The following is a 17576-nucleotide window of genomic DNA, read 5'->3' as shown; positions in this document are numbered from 1 at the left end:
GCGTAGTAGGCGGTTCGGGAGACCTTGAGGAGTTCACACGTCCGTTTGACGTTGTGACCTGCGGTTTTCTCCGCCTCGATGAACGGGTCCACGTTCACCGGGTCTCCGTCGCGAAGAAAGCCGTCGCACGCCTGAGGATGCCGGCGTCCTCGCGCAGGCGGCGGTTCTCACGCCGCAGCGCCGCCAGCTCCTCGCGTTCGCTGCTGGTCAGACCGTCACGTTCGCCCGCGTCGACCTGGGCCTGACGGACCCAGTCCCTCACCGCGGTTTCGGTCAAGTCGAAGTCCATGGCGACCTGGCCGACCGATCGGTCACCCCGCCGGCACAGATCGACGATCTCGGCCTTGAACTGCGGTGTGAACGAGCGGCGAGGACGCGGCTTCCTCTTCTTCCCCATGCTCTCCATGATGAACATCATCCTTCCGGGGCCCAAGCCCCTGATCTCCGATGTCCGTCAAAGCGAAGCAAGCCCAGTACTGCTCGGCGGGCCCGGCCGACGGCCAGGTGCGCACTCTCGCCGCGGCCGGGGACCGCCTCACGGTCACCTGGCACCGCCTGGCCTGCCCGCACTACGCGGCCGACCGCGTCTTGGCGGGAGAAGAGGAGTGAACCCCGAGGCCGGTCCGGCCGGTCCAACTGTGTGGCAGCCGTCGGGCGTCGACCCGTGGGCCCGCGACGTCGTTGAGCACATCGTGCGGGCGGTCGGCGATGGCGATGACGCCCGCATCCGCACCCTGCTGGCCGACCTGGCCGCTGTCGCTGACACCGTCGCTCTGCTGTACCTGCGCGAGCGGCTCTACGGACGCCGGTGAATCGAGCGGTACGCCTGCCGCTGGAACAGGCCGCCGAGGGCTGGACGCGGCGTGCGATGACATGGTTCAGGGCGACGATGGCCTGGTCGGCGGCGTGGCCACGGCCATGCAGGCCGTTCGGGCGGGCCGGTGTGTCCGTGTCCGCCGTGCGCACTGCGAGGGATCCGGCCACGTCCTTCGCGGACTCGGCCTTCCTGAACCTGCTGATCCTCACCCACCGGACGGGAAAGCTGTTCGTGGCCGCACCGTCGAAGCAGGTCCAGCGGCTGTGTGTTATCACGGGGGTCGACGACGTGCTGCAGATCCGGGAGACAGTCGACGCCGCGATGGCCTCGTGACACCACGGGGCTTCCCTCTGGGGAGCGTAGCCAAAGTGCGTGCGGCGGCCGGTGTGACGTAGTACTCCTGAAGAGCCCCAGCGCCGGTCTGCTGTCCAGCTTGGAGTTACCGATGACCGTTCGCCGTGTCGTACCCAATGTCCAGTCCGAGGCTGCGCAGGAGAGCCGGGAGTTCTACGGCCTGCTCGGGTTCGAGGAAGTCATGAACCACGGCTGGATCATGACGCTCGCCTCTCCGTCGAGTCCGACAGCGCAGATCAGCTTCATGGCCAGTGACAAGACCGCACCAGTCACTCCCGATATGAGCGTTGAAGTAAGCGACGTGGACGCGGCATACGCGGCTATGCGGGAGAGCGGCGCGGAGATCGTTCACCCCCTGCAGGATGAGGAGTGGGGAGTGCGCCGGTTCTTCGTCCGTGACCCCAACGGACGGGTAGTCAACGTGCTGGGCCACCGCTGACGGCCCTCCCTGCGCCGGATCCGGTGGTGGCGGCTTGAAGTGGCCCCGTGTGTTGGGATGACGCGGCCCCGCCAGATCTGTCCTGGTCCTGTGCTGGAGAATCAACTGATTCGAATGTAGCCAGCGAGATGACCGGAGGAGCGAGTGCCTGCTCGGCAGCCCTTTGATGAGGCTCCGGTGACGGTGACCAGGGACGCCGGAATGCTCGTCTTGTGGGATCCGCAGCGGTTCGAGGCCGTCGTCGATGACGACACCTGGGAGGACGAACTCCTTGACGACGAGGACATCGTCCGTCACATCCAGGCGGGCGCTCTTGTTCCGCTCAATGTCGGCGGAGACGGCGCGTTCGGTGTTCTGGTCCGTTCGGGCACTGCGGCCGCGCCGGCCCGGCTGACCGAGCGGGAGGCAGCCCATCAGCTGGTCGCTTCCCAGCCCTACCTGTTCGTCTCCCGCGGTCGCGCGCTCGTGGGCGGCGTCGAAGATGTCAGCGGGGACGCCCCGGATGGCGTGATCGAACACCTCGTGCCCGAGGGCCGCCATGCCGTGGTCGTCCACTTGATCGACTGGCAGGCCGAAGCCGGCAGCCAGGACAAGGACGGGCGGCCCGTTCCGGGAGCCCTGCCGGACTTCGTGGTGCTGGTCAACCCTGCTCAACCCGGTCAGGGAGCGTTCCGGACTGCGGTGCATACGTTCGAAGCCCCAAATGGCTGAACTGGGGTGGGCCCGGTTCAGACCGCCTTGAGCTGCTGCTGGGCCTTGGTATGGGCGAGGCGGTATGACTCCTCCGACCGTTCACCGACCCCAGGCATCCGGCGGTATCGCGTTCAGGAAAGGGCCCGGATTCCCCCCGCTGCGGGCTGGGGGATCCGGGCATTGGCTGTGCGCTGCCTGATCAGGCGGTGGGTGTGTGGCTGTGTACTGCGTGCCGCAGGAAGCCTGCGAACGCCGCCTCGGTGAAGGACAGCGCCGGCCCGTTCGGGTACTTCGAGTCGCGGACGGCGACGAAGCCGCGGGCGGGCCTGACGTCGGCGATTTCGACGCACTGCTCGCCGGCGTCGCTGAACGTCGACTTGCGCCATTCCGCTTCGGGAAGGTCGGTGGCGGACAGCCTGGTCATGTCGGTCATGACTTCTCCATGGTGGTTTTGATCTTCTCCCGTGAGTCGTCGACGGAGAGGGCTGCGGCCACGATCCGCTCGAAGGCGGCTTCGTAGACCTTCACGTCGTCGGTGCCTTCGGCGAAGGTCCCGCCGCGGATGTTCTCCACGCTGATCACGGTGGGCCAGGGGTGGGGGAACCTGACGATGTGGAACGGGCCCGCCATCCCGGGGTGAGGGGTGGCGAGTATCGGCATCACCTGGATGGTGATGTTCGGTTGGTCGGCCATGTCGAGCAGGTGCCGCAGCTGCTCGCGCATCAGCGAGGGATGGGTCGCCGACCGGTAGTGCAGGGTCGATTCGTGGATGACGGCCCACAGTTTGAGAGGTCCGCCCGGCCGGCTGGTGTCGGTGAGGATGGCCTGGCGCTTCTTGCGCATCTCCACGAGCGCGGAGACCTCGTCCGCGGTCCGGGTGATGGCGGTGGCGGTGATGATCTCGCGGGCGTACGGAGGGATCTGCAGCAGGCCTGGGAGCACCCCGGGGAGGTAGATCCGGGTGTCCTCCGCGTCCTCCTCCAGGCCGATGTAGTCCTTGTAGTTGGTCTCAGGCAGGTCGCCGTAGTTGCTCCACCAGCCGACCTTGTTGGCGTCCCGAGCCAGCTCCTCCATGGCGGTGACCACCATCTCGTCGATGACCCCGTAGGCCTTCAGGAGCGGCGCGACGTCCTTGATCGGCAGGTGCGCCTTGGCGTTCTCGATCCGGTTGATCTTGCTGGCATCCCAGCCGACGGCCTGAGCGGCGCTGTCGGAAGTGTTGAAGCCGGCGTTCTTCCTGAAGGTTCGCAGCGCGCTGCCGAGACGGCGTCTGCGCACGGTCTGCACAAGCGGCGGTGTGGGCACGGGAAGTTGAACCTCTCTGCGGGCTAGCCGGTCGGTGCGGGGGGCGGATCTTCCCCTTTCGGGGCGCGGCGTCCTCTTGCCGGGTCAGTCTGCCCGCCCCGGGGATCAGAAGTCGATCGAACAGACCTGCAATCGTTGGGAGTTTGGTTGCAATGGTTGCAGGCATCGCGTCATTGGGTGCATCCTTCCAACTGTGGCGCCGTGACCAAGTGTCAGCAGATGATCACGCTGAGGTGAAAGGTCGCGGACCCAGAACGGCCGGGTTCGAGCATGGCCCGGCCCGCCGGCCTCGTGCCCCCACCCCCGTCAGGGACACGAGGCCAGGCACCCGACACCCGCTCCCAACTCGCCGAGGCCACCCATGAGCCAGAGCACCACCCGCATTCCCCAGACCTGCCACCCGGCCCTCACCGCGCACGGCCGCACCAGCTCGCCTCGCGCGCTCGCGGCCCCTGCCATACAGCGCCCCGACGCCAGCAAGGGCGCCCGGTGACCGGCGCCCTGGCGGAAGACGTGAAAGCAGCCCCCACCGGACCCCAGCGCTACAGCGACGGCTACTCGCCCCGCGACACCGCGCCCTCCCGCGCCCGACGCGACGTCACCCTCTGCCTGCGCGCCTGGGCCCTCGATGTCCTGATCGACGACGCACGGCTGATCGTCTCCGAGCTCGTCACGAACGCGGTCCAGCACACCCACACCCGCCGCATCGGCGTCTCTGTCACCCGCCACCCCGACCACGTACGGATCGTGGTCACCGACACCAACCGCGCCCTCCCCGCCCCCGCAGCGATCACTCCCGACGCCGAGGCCGGCCGCGGGCTCCAGCTTGTCGACCAGCTCACCACCCGATGGGGCAGCACGCGGCTGAGGACCGGCAAGCAGGTCTGGGCTGAACTGACCACCGGCGAGGCGACGTCGTGAGCGCCGGCGACTGGGGCGAGTTACATGGCCCCATCCGCCCGAGTCCGCCCCGGAAGCGCCGGCACGCCCGGCCGGAGGGAAACGTGATCGCTGGCTTGATGCTTACGACAGGCAACGTGCTCGGCCTAGCCCTCCTCGGCCTCTCCTGCGCCGACCAGGCCGACGGCGCCGCCCCCGTCGCCATCACCACCCTCGCGATCACCGCCCCGGATCAGTCACCCACCGAAGCACCGCCGTCCCATGGGCCGGCTATCGACACGGCGCACACCCTCGCCTCCGGACCGGCAGCCCGCACCACACCATCGTGGGCCTGCCGCTGCGGATCCCGCACCCGCCCCACCATGTGAACTCCGGTGGAGCGCGGCGCCCCGGGGCCTCGCTTCCACCGGCCCCAACCCCGGGCCCGGCACCCCGAAGGACAGCACCAGCCGGACCGGGGAACCGTTCCCGGCTGAACAACCCTGGACAGGTCGAGCAGCCGGGGACGGGCACCACCGCTCCACCCGTCGGCCCGCTACGGCCTCTTGCCCGCGGGCACACCAGCCTGCACCGTACGGAAGTTCACCGCGTCCGTCCCCTTGACCGGATGGAAAACCCCTGTGCCTGCCACCACACCGCGTGAATCCCACACCACCGACTTAGACGCCATGGTCACCCTCGCCGCCCGCTACGCGGTGCCCATCGAGGACGCCCTGCTGATGGCGATCAACCTCCACGGCATCAGCTCGCCCCACAACCGGCACCGCGCCCGGGTCCTGATCCGCCTGGCGACAACGCCCGCGGTGCCGTGGCAGGTGATCGTCCCGCTGAACGCCTCCACCTCCCCGTTCGTCCTGGACGAGGACACCCTCCTCCTCGCCGGGATCCCCGTCGCGACCGTGACACGGGTCGACGCGGACGAGGCCGTGGGCGGCTACTTTCGCAACGAGGGCCGCGCCGTCACCCTCAACCCCAACGCCCGAAGCCGCTGCGTCGGCTGCGCGTTCTGCCCCAACACCCTCGAAGCCGCCGCCGACCCCCGCCTGTCCGAGCAGCGCGCCGTCCGTGAGCTCCTGGACGCCATGGCCCACCAGCACCCGGCCGGCACCCTGACCGGCCTGGAAGAGGTCACTGTCTCCACGGGCTGCTTCGAACGCGAACAGGCCGCCGTCGACCACCTCAGCGACCTCCGCACGGTGCTCACCGAGGCCGGCATCACCGCGCGGATCGGGTTCCTCACCTCGGTGCTGCGCACCCAGACCGCCTTCGACACCCTGGCCCGCACGGCCGGCCCGTTCGTCCTGCGCATGACCGCCGAGTGCTTCACCCGCCGAGACCTGCTGCTGAAGGCCTCCAAGGCCGAACTCACCCGCAAGCAGATGCCGCGCGTGCTGCGCCGAGCCGTACGCGCCGGACACGACACCTCGTTCACCTACATCGTCGGGCTCGACGACCTGCCCGCCACGGCAGACGGCATCCGCGACCTCGCGCCGCACATCACCGAGTTCCCCAACCTCCAGGTCTACCAGGCCCACAACCGGATCATGGCCGGGCTCCGCGCCCCCGAGGCTACCGACCTCGCCTTCTACCTGAAGGCCCGCACCGTCCTGGAGGACATCCTCGGGCCGACCGGGCTGCGCCCGAAGGCCTGGGAGTGTTACCGGCCCCTGTGGCACTTCACCTTCGGCCCCGAACGCCTGGTCGCGGCATGACCGGCCCCGGCCCGACGGCGGATCTGTTGTGGCGGGCACAGACGTACGTGGCCGCCGCGCAGATCCACCTGCGCGACAACGTCCTGCTGCGCCGCCCCCTGTCCCCGGGGGACGTGAAGGCGCGCCCGGCCGGCCACTGGGGCACCGTGCCCGGGACGGCCTGGGCACTGGCCCACATCACCCTGCTGTCCGGCACCGGCGGCACCGGCCGCACGCAGCTGGTCCCGCTGCTGGGCGCCGGCCACGCCGGAGTCGCGCAGATCGCCGCAGCCTGGCTGACCGGGCACCTGACCGTCGCCCGGCGCCAGTTCACCCGCGACGAGGAGGGCTTGGCGAACCTGTGCCGGTCCTTCCCCGAGGTCGCCGACCTCGGATCCGAGGTCACCCCGGCCCTGCCCGCAGGGGACTTCCTCGGCGGCCGGCTCGGCGGCTGCCTCCCCTTCGCCCAGGGCGCCGCCCTCGCGTCCGGCCCCGGCCGGGTGATCGTGCCGGTCCTGGGCGATGGCGAGTGCGAGACCCCCACCACCGCCGCGGCTTGGCTCGCCGCCCGCGCCCTGCCTGGCACCCCGGTGCTGCCAACCGTCCACCTCAACGGCTTCCGCATGGGCGCCCCCAGCCTCCTCGCCGACCTCGACGAGCGGGCCCTGACCGCGTATGCCGCAGGGCTCGGCTGGAACGCCCGCACCATCACCGTCCCGGACGACGGCCACGAGGGCTTCCACGCCGAGCTCGCCGAGTCCGTCGCCGACACCCTGGCCGGCCGCCGCACCGTGCTGTTCATGCGGTGCGTCAAGGGCTGGAGCGGCCCCGCCACCGTCAGCGGGCAGCAGGTCCTCGGCACCGCCCAAGCCCACAAAACCCCGCTCACCCGGGCCGCCACCGACTCCGTCCAGCTGCACGCGCTGGAAGCGTGGCTGTCCTCGTACCGGCCCGAGGAGCTGTTCACCGACGACGGCCACCCGGGCCCCGGCCTCGCCGCTGCCCTCGCCGAGACCGGCTGGCCCCGTCTGAAGGCGCCCCGTCCCGCTCCTGCGCCGGCCCCCGTTCGGCAGCAGCCCGTCTCGTTCGCCGACGCCGTCACCACCGTGATCCGCGCCCACGCCCGCGCCGGAGACTTCCGGGTGTTCAGCCCGGACGAGCTGGCCTCCAACCGCCTCGCCGAACTCGCCGAACGGCCCTGGACCACCGAGGTCCTCGCCGAGGAGGTCCTGGGCGAGCAGCTCGCCGGCTTCAACGCCGCCGGCGGCCGAGGGGTCCTCATCTCCTACGAGGCGTTCGCCCCGCTCCTGGCGACCGGGCTCGTCTCCCTGCTCAAGCAGCAGCGAATGCCCGGCGCCTGCCCGCGGCCGAGCTTCAACCTGCTCCTGACCTCCTACGGCTGGCACAACACCTACACGCACGGCGATCCGTCGCTGACCACGACGCTCCTCGCCCTGGAGGACCCGGCCCTACGGGTGCTGACGCCGGCCGACCCGGCCCGTCTGGCAGCTGTCCTGGACGACGCGTTCACCAGCACGGGCCAGCTCAACGTGATCGTCGCGGGCAAGCACCCGCTGCCGCCCGTCCCTGCCGACACGCTCCGCGAGGAGCTCGACCGGGGGCTGGCCGTCTGGCCCGCCCTCTCCGACGCCCAGCCCCCAGCCTTGACAGTGGTGGTGTGCGGAGACCTGCCCGCGGTGGTCACCGCGGAGGCGCTGCCCCGGATCCGGGCGGAGCTCGGTGTGGCGGTGCGGGTGGTGTCCGTCCTCGACCTGACCGTGCTCGGCGACCCCGCAGTGTGGCCCGCCGGGCTGGCCACCGACGAGCAGGACTTCCTGCTCGGCGAGGACGCGGCCCTGCTGGTCGTCACCCTCGGGCACCCAGCCGCGATCTGGTCCCTCGTGAAGGCCAGGCACGCCCGGCCGGTCGAGGTGATCGGCTGGCGGGAGACCGACGGTCCCCGCTCCCAGCCCGACCTCGCAGCCCTGGCCGGCATGACCGCCGAGGGTCTCCTCACGGCCGCCGGGCGCCTGCTGAAGGCGAGGACGCGATGCGACACCTGGTGATCGACTCCTTCGACTTCGCCGATCTCGCCGAGCACGCCGGGCCGGGCGACGACACCGTCTTCGTCGCGGTCCGCTCCGGCCGGGCCGCCGGCTGGTACGGACCCCTCGCCGAACCCGTCGCACGTACCGTCCGCAGCCTGGCGCACGTACTCGTCGGTGTCGACGCGGCCGACCACGAAGACCTCCACGCCCATCTGGTGCAGGCCGCGCCCGGCTCCCGCGCCGGTTCGTGGGCGGTCGGCGCGCTGGACTGCGCGGCCTGGGACCTGCATGCCCGCGCCGAGGGCTGCCCGGTCGCCGACCTGCTGACCGACGAGCCGCTACAGCACCGAACGGCCGGGTACTCGTCCTGGTTGACCCGCGACCTCGCCCACCCCGCCATTGCAGACCTGATTGCCGAGGTCAGCGCCCAGGGGTGGGCCTTCACGAAGTGGGGCCTGCGCAACCGGCCGGGCGCCAGCGGGGGAGCGTTCGCCGACCTTCTGCACGCCGCTGCGACCGCCGAGCCGGTGGCGGTCGACGCCGTCGGCACCTGGCCGCCGGCCCTCGCGGCCGAGTTCGCCGAGGCCGCCGACCCGGCGGCGCTGGTCTGGCTGGAGGACCCGGCCCCCGCCGACAACCTGCGCGCCTACGAGCAGCTGCGTACCCTTCCGATCGCGGTGGGGGAGCGCTTCACCCTGACCGACGACGCGTCCGCCGTCCTCGCCGGAATCCGGCCTGCCGCGCTCACCCTGGACGTGGTCGGCTGCGGCGGACTCACCGCCGCCCGACGGATCCTGGCCCGCACCACCACCCCCGTCTTCCCGCACGGCCGTTCCCTGATGCCCGGGCTCCACCTGGCCGCGGCCCGGCCCGACCGGATCCTGGCCGTCGAGTACCGGCAGCAGTGGGAACCCGGCCGCCAGAACCTCTACGCCCACCCCGTCGAACCCGACCGCGGACACCTCACCCTGCCCACCACCCCAGGCCTGGGCACCGCCCCGAGGAGCGCACCATGCTGAACCCGCCCCGCGCCCTGCCCGTCCGGGGCCGCACCGTACCCGCCGCCACCGGCCCGCTGCTCATCCTGGACGCGCGCCTCGAAGGACACGACACCTTCCTGACCGGCACCCTCACCCTGCACGGCCACGACATCCCAGTGCGGATCACCACCCTCGACCACAGCACCACCCTCCAGCCCACCCAGGCGCTCCCCGACAACCTCCCCGAGCAGTGGTCGGCCGCGCTCCACCTACGCCACGGCCAGCGCCCCCGCGACGTCCCCGACGACCTGCGCGCCGCCGCCAGCACGGCCGGCCGCGATCTCGACGCCCTGGACGACGCCGAACTGCGCTACGCCCTGACCTTCCTCGGCGAAGCCACCACCGCCGCCATCCGCACCGAGCGCCTGGCCGCGATCGTCACTGGCCTGCCCACCCTCGAAGGAGACCCCGAGTGACCCAGCCCGTGAAGCTCATCAGCGTGGACGTCGGCGGCACCATCGGCGAAGCCGACGGTCCCGGCCTGACCATGCAGCTCACCGCCGCCTCCCCCCTGCCCGCAGACCAGGCGCGCGCCGTCATGCGCGGGCGCCTGCACACCCAGCCCGCCATCACCGACGCCCTGGCCGCCGAACTCACCGACGCCCTCGGCATCGAGCCGGCCGACTTCCCCCGCGACCTGCCCGCCGCCCCGCTCACCCTGTACCCGTACGCCCTCGACGCCCTGCGCGACCTGGCCGGCGTCGCGCCGGTGGTCACCCTGTCCAACGTCACCTGCGTGGACGCCGACACCGATGGTCTGCGTCAACGCCTCGCGCCGTGGGTCACCGACCTGTTCCCGTCCTGCACCCTCGGCTACGCCAAGCCCGACGCCCGTGCCTTCCTCACCGTCGCCGAACGGCCCGGCGTGGTACCGGCCAGCATGATTCACATCGGCGACGACTGGACCTGTGACGTCCTGGGCGCCCTGGAGGCCGGCGCCGTCCCGGTGTGGATCTCCAAAGACCGGCCCATTCCCGACACACCGCCCACCGTCGGGCGGCAGCATGTCCACGTGGCCGCCACCCTCGCCGACGCGGCCGCCCTCATCCGCACCCTCAACGCGCCCGAAGGGACCACGTCATGAGCCTGTTCACCGGGACCTCCAGCTACTACCGCCAGTACCGCCCCGGCATCCCCGACGACCTCGCCGCCCGACTCGCCGCATACGCGCCCGACCGCCGGCCGCGCCGTCTGCTGGACGTCGGCACCGGCACCGGCCTGGTCGCCGAAGCGCTCATGCCGTACTTCACCGACGTCATCGCCTGCGACAACGACCCCGACATGATCGTCACCGCCGAAGAGGCGCTCCGTCCCAAGGTCCCGCAGGGCACCACGCTGTCGCTGGTCACCTCGACCGCGGAGGACTTCCGCCCGCCCGCCGACTGGAAGGCCGACCTGGTGACCATTTGCCGGGCGTTCCACTGGCTCGACCAGGCCGGCGTGCTGGCTCTGCTGGACTCCCAGGTCGCCGAGGGCGGGGCGGTGGCCGTGTTCGCCGACCGCAGCTTCTGGGCGGCCGAGAGCGACTGGAAGGCCGCGGTGAAGCAGGTCATCAAGGACTTCCTCGGCGAGGAACGCCGCGCCGGTGGCGGTACCTTCCAGCACCACAACCGCCCCTACAGCGAGATCATGGAGGAGTCGCCGTTCAACCGAGTCGAGGAATTCACCGTCCCGGTCACCCGGACCTGGAACACCGCCGGCATCCTCGGCTACCTCTACTCCACCAGCTTCGCCGCCCCCGCCCTCTTCGGCGACCGGCTGGAAGAGTTCGAGACCGCGGTGCAGAAGACGCTGCGCAGGTTCTCCGACGAGGACACCTTCCACGAGAGCAACGAGTTCCTCGTCCGCGTCGGACGGCGCGCCGCATGACCGGGCCCGGCGGCGGTCACCGTCGGCTCGACCGGTTGACCGCCGCCGCCCTCCCCGCCCGAGTGCAGGCCGCCTCCGTGCTGTGCCTGCCCGTGGGCTCCACCGAGCAGCACGGCCCCCACTTACCGCTGGCCACCGACACCGTCATCGCCGAGGAGTTCACCCGGCACCTGGTCGCCGCGCACGGCGAGGCCTTCGACCTGTGGCGGCTCCCCGCCCTCCCGTACGGCATCGCCCCCGAGCACCTCTGGGCCCCCGGCACCCTGTCGCTGACCATCACCGAGTTCACCACCCTGCTGCACACCCTCGTCTCCCAGTACGTGCGCGCCACCAAGGCCGGGAACCTGGTCCTGGTCAACGGGCACGGCGGCAACCGCGGCGTCCTGGCCGCTCTCGTCTACGAACTCGGCCACGCGCACGACCTCAGCGTGTGCGTCCTGCACCCCCTGGCCCTGGCCCGCCTTCCCGCCGGCGACCGGCCGGAGATCCACGCCGGCCTCCACGAGACCGCGCTCATGCTCCACCTCGCGCCCGACACGGTCTGCCTCGGCCAACTCGCCGCCCACCCGCCGCAGGACGCCGACGAGATCCGCCGGCAGGTCACCGACCGGGGCGTGAGCTGGCCCTGGTCCTCAGGCGACCCGCGCATCGCCGCCGCCGGGGTCATCGGCAACGACCCGCACACCGCCACCCCGGCCCTCGGCGCCCGCCTCCTGGACCAGGCCGTCGCCGCCGCTGTCCCCGCTATGGAAGCCCTCACCGGAAGGAAGAGCCCATGCTCGTGACCGACGACGAGCGCGCCCGATTCCGGCGCGACGGCATGTTCGTCCGCCGCGGCCTCGCTGCCGACGCCCACACCGGCCCCGCCCGCGACCTCATCACCACCTGGCTCGGCAAGGACTACGAGCCCGACCGCCTGACCGAGTACACCCAGCGCACCTTCGCCCCCGAACACGGCCGGCACCCGGCCCTCCTCGGCCTCTACACCGCCACCGGCGCCGCCGACATCGCCCGGGGCCTCCTGACCGACCCGTCCCCCGTCACCACCACCCAGGTCCAGATCCGCATCCCCAACGACCAGCCGGCCGCCGCGCAGCCGGAGAAGACGATGCACGTGGACGGCGTCGGCTGCCCCCACCTCGACCCCGCCGAACTGCGCACCTTCTCCCTGCTCGTCGGCGTGGTCCTTTCCCCGATCACTCGGCCTGACGCCGGCGCCCTCCATTACGTCCCCGGCGGCCACCTGACGATGTCCCGCTGGTTCGCCACCGCATGGGCCCGCGGCATCACCGACCAAGTCCCCCCGGACATCGACACCCACGCCGGCGTCCCGCTCCTCGCGGACGTCGGCGACGTCCTCTTCATGCACCACCTGGTCCCGCACGCCGTCGGCACCAACCACTCGACCACGCCCCGGCTGATGGCGTACTTCCGCGTCTCCCACACCCAGCACGCCACCCGGCGCCTCGACGCACTGCGCGACCCGTGGCTCGACTACCCCGCCCTGAACCCCTGACCAGAAAGGAACCCACCGTGCAGATCATCCCGACCACCGACATCGACATCGCCGTAGCCGCCATCGAGGCCGGACGCCTCGTCGTCGTCCCCACTGCCCGCTGGTACATGATCTGCGCCGACGCCGCCAACCCCGACGCCTGCAAAGCCATACTCGAAGGCAAGCAGCGCCCCAAGAACAAGCCCCTCGCCCTCGTCGTCCCCGACCAGGCCCGGGCCCGCGACCTGCTGCACTTCACCCCGGACGCCGAGCGCCTAACCGACGCGTTCTGGCCCGGCGACCTCGCCCTCTTCCTGCCCTGGCGCGAGTCGGCCGACGCCGCCCGCTACACCGTCGTCGGCTCACCCGCCCTGACCACCCACGCCCCCGGCCCCCTGGGCGACCTCGCACGAGCGATCCCCGGACTGCTCGCGGCGACCACCGTCAACGTCTCCGGCGACGCCGGCCCCGACGACCGCGGCCCCGCCATCACCCTCGCCGAGGTCGAAGAGTTCCTCACCGAAGCCGGCCTCGACGCGATCGTCATGGACGGCGGCGTCTGCCCGGCCGCCAACCACCTCACCATCGTCGACTGCGCCGGCGACCAGACCCAGCTCGTCCGAGCCGGTCTGGTTCACCCGCGGGCCGTCGCCTCCGTCCTTGGTCGCACCCTGCCGACTCCCTGACCCGGTCGGTCCGAAGGGCGCTCCCCGGCGGGGGCCCGGGGAGGCGCCCTTCACCTTCAGCTGGCGAGCGCGGACAACTCCGCTGCCATTGCTGGATAGGAATCCCGCACACCGGCCGGGTTGTTAAGCCGGTGCCGCTCCAGGCGCAGCGCGCCGAGGTGCCGGACCTCGTACACGTGCCGCCGCCACCGGACCGACGCCGTGTCCTCGGGTGCCGGGCAGGCCTCGAAGAAGGACAGCCGCTCGTCCTGTTTGGCCCGGGCCATCCGCGTTGGCCAGTCCGCCTCCGGGTCGCCCCACCAGGTGCGGTCCATGAAGTCGAAGCTGAGTACCCAGCCGTCGCCCTCAGCCGCCTTGCGCGCTCGCTGGGAGACGTCGTCCGCGGAGCGCTCGTCTCCGTCGGTGCCGGTCTCCACCGCCAGAAGGACGGCAAGACAGCCGTCCGTGTCGCAGACGACGGCTACTCCTGTAGGCATGCGACTCCTCCTCGACCGTCCGTCGTCAGCGGTTGTTGCGGTACGCGATGATGCCGCCGGCGACCAGGCCGCGGCCCCGGGCCGTACGGAACTCCTCCAGCCGCTTGGCGTCGGTGTACTGCTCCGGGGTGCTGCCCGGCGGGGTGCGCACTCCGAGCTGCGGGCCGTAGAAGCACACGACGTACCCGTGGTGCAGGGCGGCGGAGTACCAGTCGGGCGAGGCCGGGACGGCGATGCGGGAGTAGACGCCGCCGTCGGGGGAACGCAGCTCGATGCGGTCGTCGGCCAGCCGGTGCAGGGCCCAGCCGGGGATGGTCCGCAGATCGGCGACGCCGCGGGGGAAGCGCCGCATCCCGGACGCGATGGCGCCCTCCACCTGGATCTCGGTCGGGTTGCCGCCCGGGAGACGCGACATCATCGCGCGTTCGGGCTCGAAGAGAGCCACCGGCATCGGGTCCTCGCCGTCCGTGGTCTGCACGGTGCCGGTGTCTGGGTCGATGCCGGTGGCGACCTGTCCCAGGCCGAGCGAGGGAGAGTTCATGTAGAGCAGCCGACCATGGTCGTCGACGTTGTTGCTCAGCTGCTCCCCGGCTGCCAGGATCTCCGCCTGGCTGACGGCCCGGTCGTCGATGTGGAAGCGCTGGCGTGGCTGTTGCTGGCTGCCTCGCTGCTTCTTGGGCTTGAACCGTCCCATCGAGGTACCCCCTTGGTGTGGTGATCAGCCCAGCCTCAGCCAGGCACGTGAGGCGCACAAGACCGCCTCACGCCAACCCAACGGCTAATCGGGCTGGCCGCGGAGGCGAGGGGGCGGGGCTGTGCTGGGGTAGCCGGGCCCCCCGTCGGCGGTCTGGAGGTGGCCGGGTGGTGGGGTGTTTTGACGGTGTGATGGCTGTTTGGGGAGGCCTGGAAGGGCCTCCCGCTTGACCGGGTCTTCCACCGTGGTCAGGGCGCGGTTGGGGGCAAGCCGGGCGGCCCCTGTGCTTTCCGTCTTCCCTCAAGCCCGGAGGGGGCAGGTGAGGGGGAGGACGCGTTCGGTCAGGCGTCCGGTGAGGTGGGTGTTGGTGAGTGCGGCGTCGGTAAGCCAGTCCGCTGCGGTCAGCTGGTCGACCAAATTCTTCAGCTCGCCGGAATCGACCGGAACCCGGCCGGCGAGGAACTCCACAGCGATGCCTTGGCCGCCGGAGCCGACGTCGCCGGCGGCGCTCGCCTGGGTGGCCAGCGTCAGGGCGAGCAGCCGGGTGGCGGCGGTGGCCTTGGCCTTGCGGAGCTTCTTGTCCGAGATGACCTTCTGGGCCCAGCCGGAGAGCTTGGGCCGCATCTTCTTGCCGAACGTGAACGGGCCCGAACCATCCTCCCGCGGCATCAGGGAGGGGACGGTGATCGGAGTGGCGTTCTCCGGCCGGGAGGCGAGCAGGTCGCCGGCGGTACCGGGAAGCTCCAGCCAGCCGCAGCCGGTCAGCTTCTCGACCAGGTCCTCCGTCGCGGTGATGTCCTGGCCGACGAGGTTGCCGGTGCCGGTGTGCGCGGTGCGCAGGGTCAGCATCAGTACCAGGAGCCGTGCGTCGGGGCCGGGCAGCGGGGTGTGGTCGGCAACGTGCGCGAGGACAGAGCGCGCGTGCTCCCACTGCGCCGGGACGGTCAGCAGCCGGGGTACGGCCGACCCGTCGCCACCGGTGATCCCGCCGGTGCGCTGCTGGTGCTGGAGGCGGGCGGCGGCAGCGGCCTGCTCGGCGCGCCGGGCCTCCCACCGCAGAGCACCCTCGCAGGTGACATCAGCCCAAGTGCTGAACGCGCGGGCCTTGCGCTCCTGGAGGTCGGCGAGCAGTGCCAGGTCCGGCTGGTCACGCTGCTGGTAGGCGCGGAAGAGGTCCCCGAGTTCGACGAGCTCGTCCCGCAGGGCGGCGGGCCGCAGGTCGTGAGGGATGATCCGCTGCGCGATCTTCGCCTGCGGTGGGCGGCGTCGCGCAGGTGCGGAGCGGGGAGCAGGGACCGGGCCGGCAGCGGCCTGGTGGCCGGAGAACTGGGGAGCGCCCGTGGCTTCGGGGGCCGGGTGGTCCGCGGCCGCGGGAGCCTCGGAGGTGGCCGCGGTCTTCGCTCCAGGGGTGGCGGCCGCGCACCGGGAGCAACACTCCATCGCCTGCCACCAGCGGCCTTCCCGGTCGGTGATGACGGCCAGGACCACCGGGCCACCGCACCGCCAGGGTTCGGCGCGCGCTCGGCCGCTGGCGGGCAGGTGGGTGTGGCAGCCCTCCATCCGGCACGCGCAGTACGCCCCGGCTCTCGGGGCGGGTGCGGCGCGCAGGTGGGCCTTGAGGTGGGCGACCGCGGCCGCCCGCCCGGCGGCCGCCGTGGGCAGGCGCTGCTCGGCGCAGGCGGGGCGGCTGCACGAGATGCGCACTGCCGCACTGCCGCGGCCGGCGGCGTCCAGCCGCACCGTCCAACGGCGCCCCGGCACCCGTTCGTCCAGCTCGCTCACCGCGGCCTGCGTCATCCCGGCCCTCCTCCGTCCCGTGTCTTTCGCTGTGCCGCCGATGCCGCCCCTGCCGGGCGGTGTGCGGGCGGCGAGGCCACCGTATGCGGCACAGGGGCGAAGGCAGGTGAACTCGCCCAGGGAGCGGGAGCTATCAGTCCGCGGGATTGGTGGTGAGGTACTGCCGCTCGGTGTTACGTACGCGCCGCTGTTCCCGGGTGTGGCGCCGGTGCTGGACGAGGCCATGTAGAAGGCCGCCGACGACGAAGGCGGCGATGGCGAGCTGGGGCTCGCGCAGGCCGGCCTGGATCGCGGCGGCCCTATGATCCCGGTTGCGCCGACGGTGCCGAGCGAGGACGGCGATGATCTGCGGCTTCGTCAGTTTCACCGCGGTCTGGGGTGTCGGTGCCCTGACCAGCAGTTCCAGCGCGTCGGTGCTGGTCAGCTCCAGACCCGCGTAGGCGTTCAGCGCGCCGGGGAAGTACTCGCGCAGCGTGTTCCGCAGGCGCTGGAAGGCACGGGTACGTTCCCAGATCAGAGTCTGGTGGGCCCGGGCGACGACCTTGATCGCTTGGGCGTGCTCGCTGTCCCCGGCGACTGGCCGTAGCTGGTCGCCATCGACGCGGACCATATCGGCCAGCGCGTGGGCGTCGCCCTTGTCGCTCTTGGCTCCCGAGGTGCCGTACCGCTCCCTGAACCGCGCCGCCTGGCGGGGGTTGACCGCGTAGACGCGGTAACCAGCCGCAATCAGCGCCTGGACCCACGGTCCCCGGTCGGTCTCGATCCCGACCCGCACCTGCCCGGGCTCCAGGTCCTCGCCGCCGTGCCGCGCGATGAGGGCGTGAAGTTTCGCGATGCCCTCCACGCCTTCAGGCAGCCGCGCGGTACCAAGCCTGCGGCCTGTCTCGTCCTGGACCTCGACGTCGTGGTGGTCTTCGGCCCAGTCGTCGCCGATGAACAGCACCAGCACCCGCCCCTTCGCTCTCGTCCGATCATGATGCGCAGCCCGCGGAAGGCACGGCCGCTCTCTAATGGATCAAGTGCTCACGCCCAACCCGCCATCATCAGCAGTCAGGCCTCCCGGCCGACCAGCGAGGGCACGGTCTGACCACAGAACTCGCAACGGCTCGGAGGCTTGGAGTGCTCACCCGCCAGCGGCTACGGACCGTAGTCTTCCTCACGGCCCGACGAAGCCCTTTAAGACCTCGTTTCACTTGGTGAGCCGCCGGTAGTTGATGAGGCTGGTGGCGATGGCTGTGAAGGCGAGGAAGTGCTCGGGCTTGCGCTCGTAGC

At 71.5% G+C, this 17576-nt stretch carries 24 protein-coding genes; 17 read left to right on the top strand and 7 right to left on the bottom strand.

What is annotated here, in order from left to right:
* Positions 1-94: 94 nt before the first annotated feature.
* Complete coding sequence (locus tag ACFZBD_RS34405; RefSeq protein WP_391147531.1) at positions 95-418, bottom strand: transposase; 324 nt, start codon at positions 416-418, stop codon at positions 95-97.
* Positions 419-447: 29 nt separating this feature from the next.
* Between ACFZBD_RS34405 and ACFZBD_RS34400 the strand changes: the two genes are divergently transcribed.
* The 5 genes from ACFZBD_RS34400 (at position 448) to ACFZBD_RS34380 (ending at position 2321) form a co-directional block, all read left to right on the top strand.
* Positions 448-609, top strand: a complete 162-nt coding sequence (locus ACFZBD_RS34400) for a hypothetical protein (RefSeq protein WP_391147528.1) — start codon at positions 448-450, stop codon at positions 607-609.
* The gene (locus tag ACFZBD_RS34395) at positions 606-812 is read left to right on the top strand and encodes a hypothetical protein (protein WP_391147525.1); all 207 of its coding nucleotides are present in this window, start codon (positions 606-608) and stop codon (positions 810-812) included. Before ACFZBD_RS34400 ends, ACFZBD_RS34395 begins: the two co-directional genes overlap by 4 nt.
* 146 nt (positions 813-958) lie before the next feature.
* On the top strand, positions 959-1150 hold the full coding sequence (locus tag ACFZBD_RS34390; protein ID WP_391147523.1) for a hypothetical protein: 192 nt from the start codon (positions 959-961) through the stop codon (positions 1148-1150).
* 112 nt (positions 1151-1262) lie between these two features.
* Positions 1263-1610 carry a VOC family protein gene (locus tag ACFZBD_RS34385; protein ID WP_391147521.1) on the top strand — a complete coding sequence of 116 codons (348 nt, stop codon included), beginning with the start codon at positions 1263-1265 and terminating at the stop codon, positions 1608-1610.
* 177 nt (positions 1611-1787) lie between these two features.
* Entirely contained in the window at positions 1788-2321 is a 534-nt protein-coding gene (locus ACFZBD_RS34380; protein ID WP_391147518.1) for a hypothetical protein, read from the top strand.
* A gap of 181 nt (positions 2322-2502) precedes the next feature.
* Here ACFZBD_RS34380 and ACFZBD_RS34375 read toward each other — a convergent pair whose 3' ends face one another.
* On the bottom strand, positions 2503-2736 hold the full coding sequence (locus ACFZBD_RS34375; protein WP_391147516.1) for a DUF397 domain-containing protein: 234 nt from the start codon (positions 2734-2736) through the stop codon (positions 2503-2505).
* On the bottom strand, positions 2733-3608 hold the full coding sequence (locus ACFZBD_RS34370; protein WP_391147513.1) for a Scr1 family TA system antitoxin-like transcriptional regulator: 876 nt from the start codon (positions 3606-3608) through the stop codon (positions 2733-2735). Before ACFZBD_RS34370 ends, ACFZBD_RS34375 begins: the two co-directional genes overlap by 4 nt.
* Before the next feature lie 361 nt (positions 3609-3969).
* Between ACFZBD_RS34370 and ACFZBD_RS34365 the strand changes: the two genes are divergently transcribed.
* The 12 genes from ACFZBD_RS34365 to ACFZBD_RS34310 all read left to right on the top strand — a co-directional run bounded on the left by ACFZBD_RS34365 (position 3970) and on the right by ACFZBD_RS34310 (position 13337).
* The gene (locus tag ACFZBD_RS34365) at positions 3970-4101 is read left to right on the top strand and encodes a hypothetical protein (protein WP_391147510.1); all 132 of its coding nucleotides are present in this window, start codon (positions 3970-3972) and stop codon (positions 4099-4101) included.
* Positions 4098-4529, top strand: a complete 432-nt coding sequence (locus ACFZBD_RS34360; protein WP_391147508.1) for an ATP-binding protein — start codon at positions 4098-4100, stop codon at positions 4527-4529. Before ACFZBD_RS34365 ends, ACFZBD_RS34360 begins: the two co-directional genes overlap by 4 nt.
* 98 nt (positions 4530-4627) lie before the next feature.
* Positions 4628-4876: a hypothetical protein gene (locus tag ACFZBD_RS34355; protein ID WP_391147506.1), complete on the top strand. Its 249-nt coding sequence runs from the start codon at positions 4628-4630 to the stop codon at positions 4874-4876.
* Positions 4877-5128: 252 nt separating this feature from the next.
* Entirely contained in the window at positions 5129-6220 is a 1092-nt protein-coding gene (locus ACFZBD_RS34350) for a hypothetical protein (RefSeq protein ID WP_391147502.1), read from the top strand.
* Positions 6217-8265, top strand: a complete 2049-nt coding sequence (locus ACFZBD_RS34345) for a hypothetical protein (protein ID WP_391147499.1) — start codon at positions 6217-6219, stop codon at positions 8263-8265. The genes ACFZBD_RS34350 and ACFZBD_RS34345 overlap by 4 nt, the downstream gene beginning before the upstream one ends.
* Positions 8250-9266, top strand: coding sequence for an enolase C-terminal domain-like protein (locus tag ACFZBD_RS34340; RefSeq protein WP_391147496.1), 1017 nt, complete (start codon positions 8250-8252; stop codon positions 9264-9266). The genes ACFZBD_RS34345 and ACFZBD_RS34340 overlap by 16 nt, the downstream gene beginning before the upstream one ends.
* The gene (locus tag ACFZBD_RS34335; RefSeq protein ID WP_391147493.1) at positions 9260-9703 is read left to right on the top strand and encodes a hypothetical protein; all 444 of its coding nucleotides are present in this window, start codon (positions 9260-9262) and stop codon (positions 9701-9703) included. The genes ACFZBD_RS34340 and ACFZBD_RS34335 overlap by 7 nt, the downstream gene beginning before the upstream one ends.
* On the top strand, positions 9700-10371 hold the full coding sequence (locus ACFZBD_RS34330; RefSeq protein ID WP_391147490.1) for an HAD family hydrolase: 672 nt from the start codon (positions 9700-9702) through the stop codon (positions 10369-10371). The genes ACFZBD_RS34335 and ACFZBD_RS34330 overlap by 4 nt, the downstream gene beginning before the upstream one ends.
* Positions 10368-11156 carry a methyltransferase domain-containing protein gene (locus ACFZBD_RS34325; RefSeq protein WP_391147487.1) on the top strand — a complete coding sequence of 263 codons (789 nt, stop codon included), beginning with the start codon at positions 10368-10370 and terminating at the stop codon, positions 11154-11156. The genes ACFZBD_RS34330 and ACFZBD_RS34325 overlap by 4 nt, the downstream gene beginning before the upstream one ends.
* Positions 11153-11941, top strand: coding sequence for a creatininase family protein (locus ACFZBD_RS34320; RefSeq protein WP_391147485.1), 789 nt, complete (start codon positions 11153-11155; stop codon positions 11939-11941). Before ACFZBD_RS34325 ends, ACFZBD_RS34320 begins: the two co-directional genes overlap by 4 nt.
* Positions 11932-12672: a phytanoyl-CoA dioxygenase family protein gene (locus ACFZBD_RS34315; protein WP_391147483.1), complete on the top strand. Its 741-nt coding sequence runs from the start codon at positions 11932-11934 to the stop codon at positions 12670-12672. The genes ACFZBD_RS34320 and ACFZBD_RS34315 overlap by 10 nt, the downstream gene beginning before the upstream one ends.
* 17 nt (positions 12673-12689) lie before the next feature.
* Positions 12690-13337: a Sua5/YciO/YrdC/YwlC family protein gene (locus tag ACFZBD_RS34310; protein WP_391147479.1), complete on the top strand. Its 648-nt coding sequence runs from the start codon at positions 12690-12692 to the stop codon at positions 13335-13337.
* Positions 13338-13393: 56 nt separating this feature from the next.
* Here the strand turns inward: ACFZBD_RS34310 and ACFZBD_RS34305 are convergent, their stop codons facing one another.
* The 4 genes from ACFZBD_RS34305 to ACFZBD_RS34290 all read right to left on the bottom strand — a co-directional run bounded on the left by ACFZBD_RS34305 (position 13394) and on the right by ACFZBD_RS34290 (position 17253).
* Positions 13394-13813, bottom strand: a complete 420-nt coding sequence (locus ACFZBD_RS34305) for a hypothetical protein (protein ID WP_391147476.1) — start codon at positions 13811-13813, stop codon at positions 13394-13396.
* 25 nt (positions 13814-13838) lie between these two features.
* The gene (locus tag ACFZBD_RS34300) at positions 13839-14507 is read right to left on the bottom strand and encodes a hypothetical protein (protein ID WP_391147473.1); all 669 of its coding nucleotides are present in this window, start codon (positions 14505-14507) and stop codon (positions 13839-13841) included.
* Between the two features lie 300 nt (positions 14508-14807).
* Positions 14808-16304, bottom strand: a complete 1497-nt coding sequence (locus ACFZBD_RS34295; RefSeq protein WP_391147471.1) for a hypothetical protein — start codon at positions 16302-16304, stop codon at positions 14808-14810.
* Between the two features lie 133 nt (positions 16305-16437).
* Complete coding sequence (locus tag ACFZBD_RS34290; protein WP_391147469.1) at positions 16438-17253, bottom strand: transposase; 816 nt, start codon at positions 17251-17253, stop codon at positions 16438-16440.
* Positions 17254-17576 lie beyond the last annotated feature (323 nt).

The organism is Streptomyces sp. NPDC008121 (genome assembly GCF_042957155.1).
Taxonomy (GTDB): Bacteria; Actinomycetota; Actinomycetes; order Streptomycetales; family Streptomycetaceae; genus Streptomyces.
This window is presented reverse-complemented; position numbering and strand designations above follow the sequence as displayed.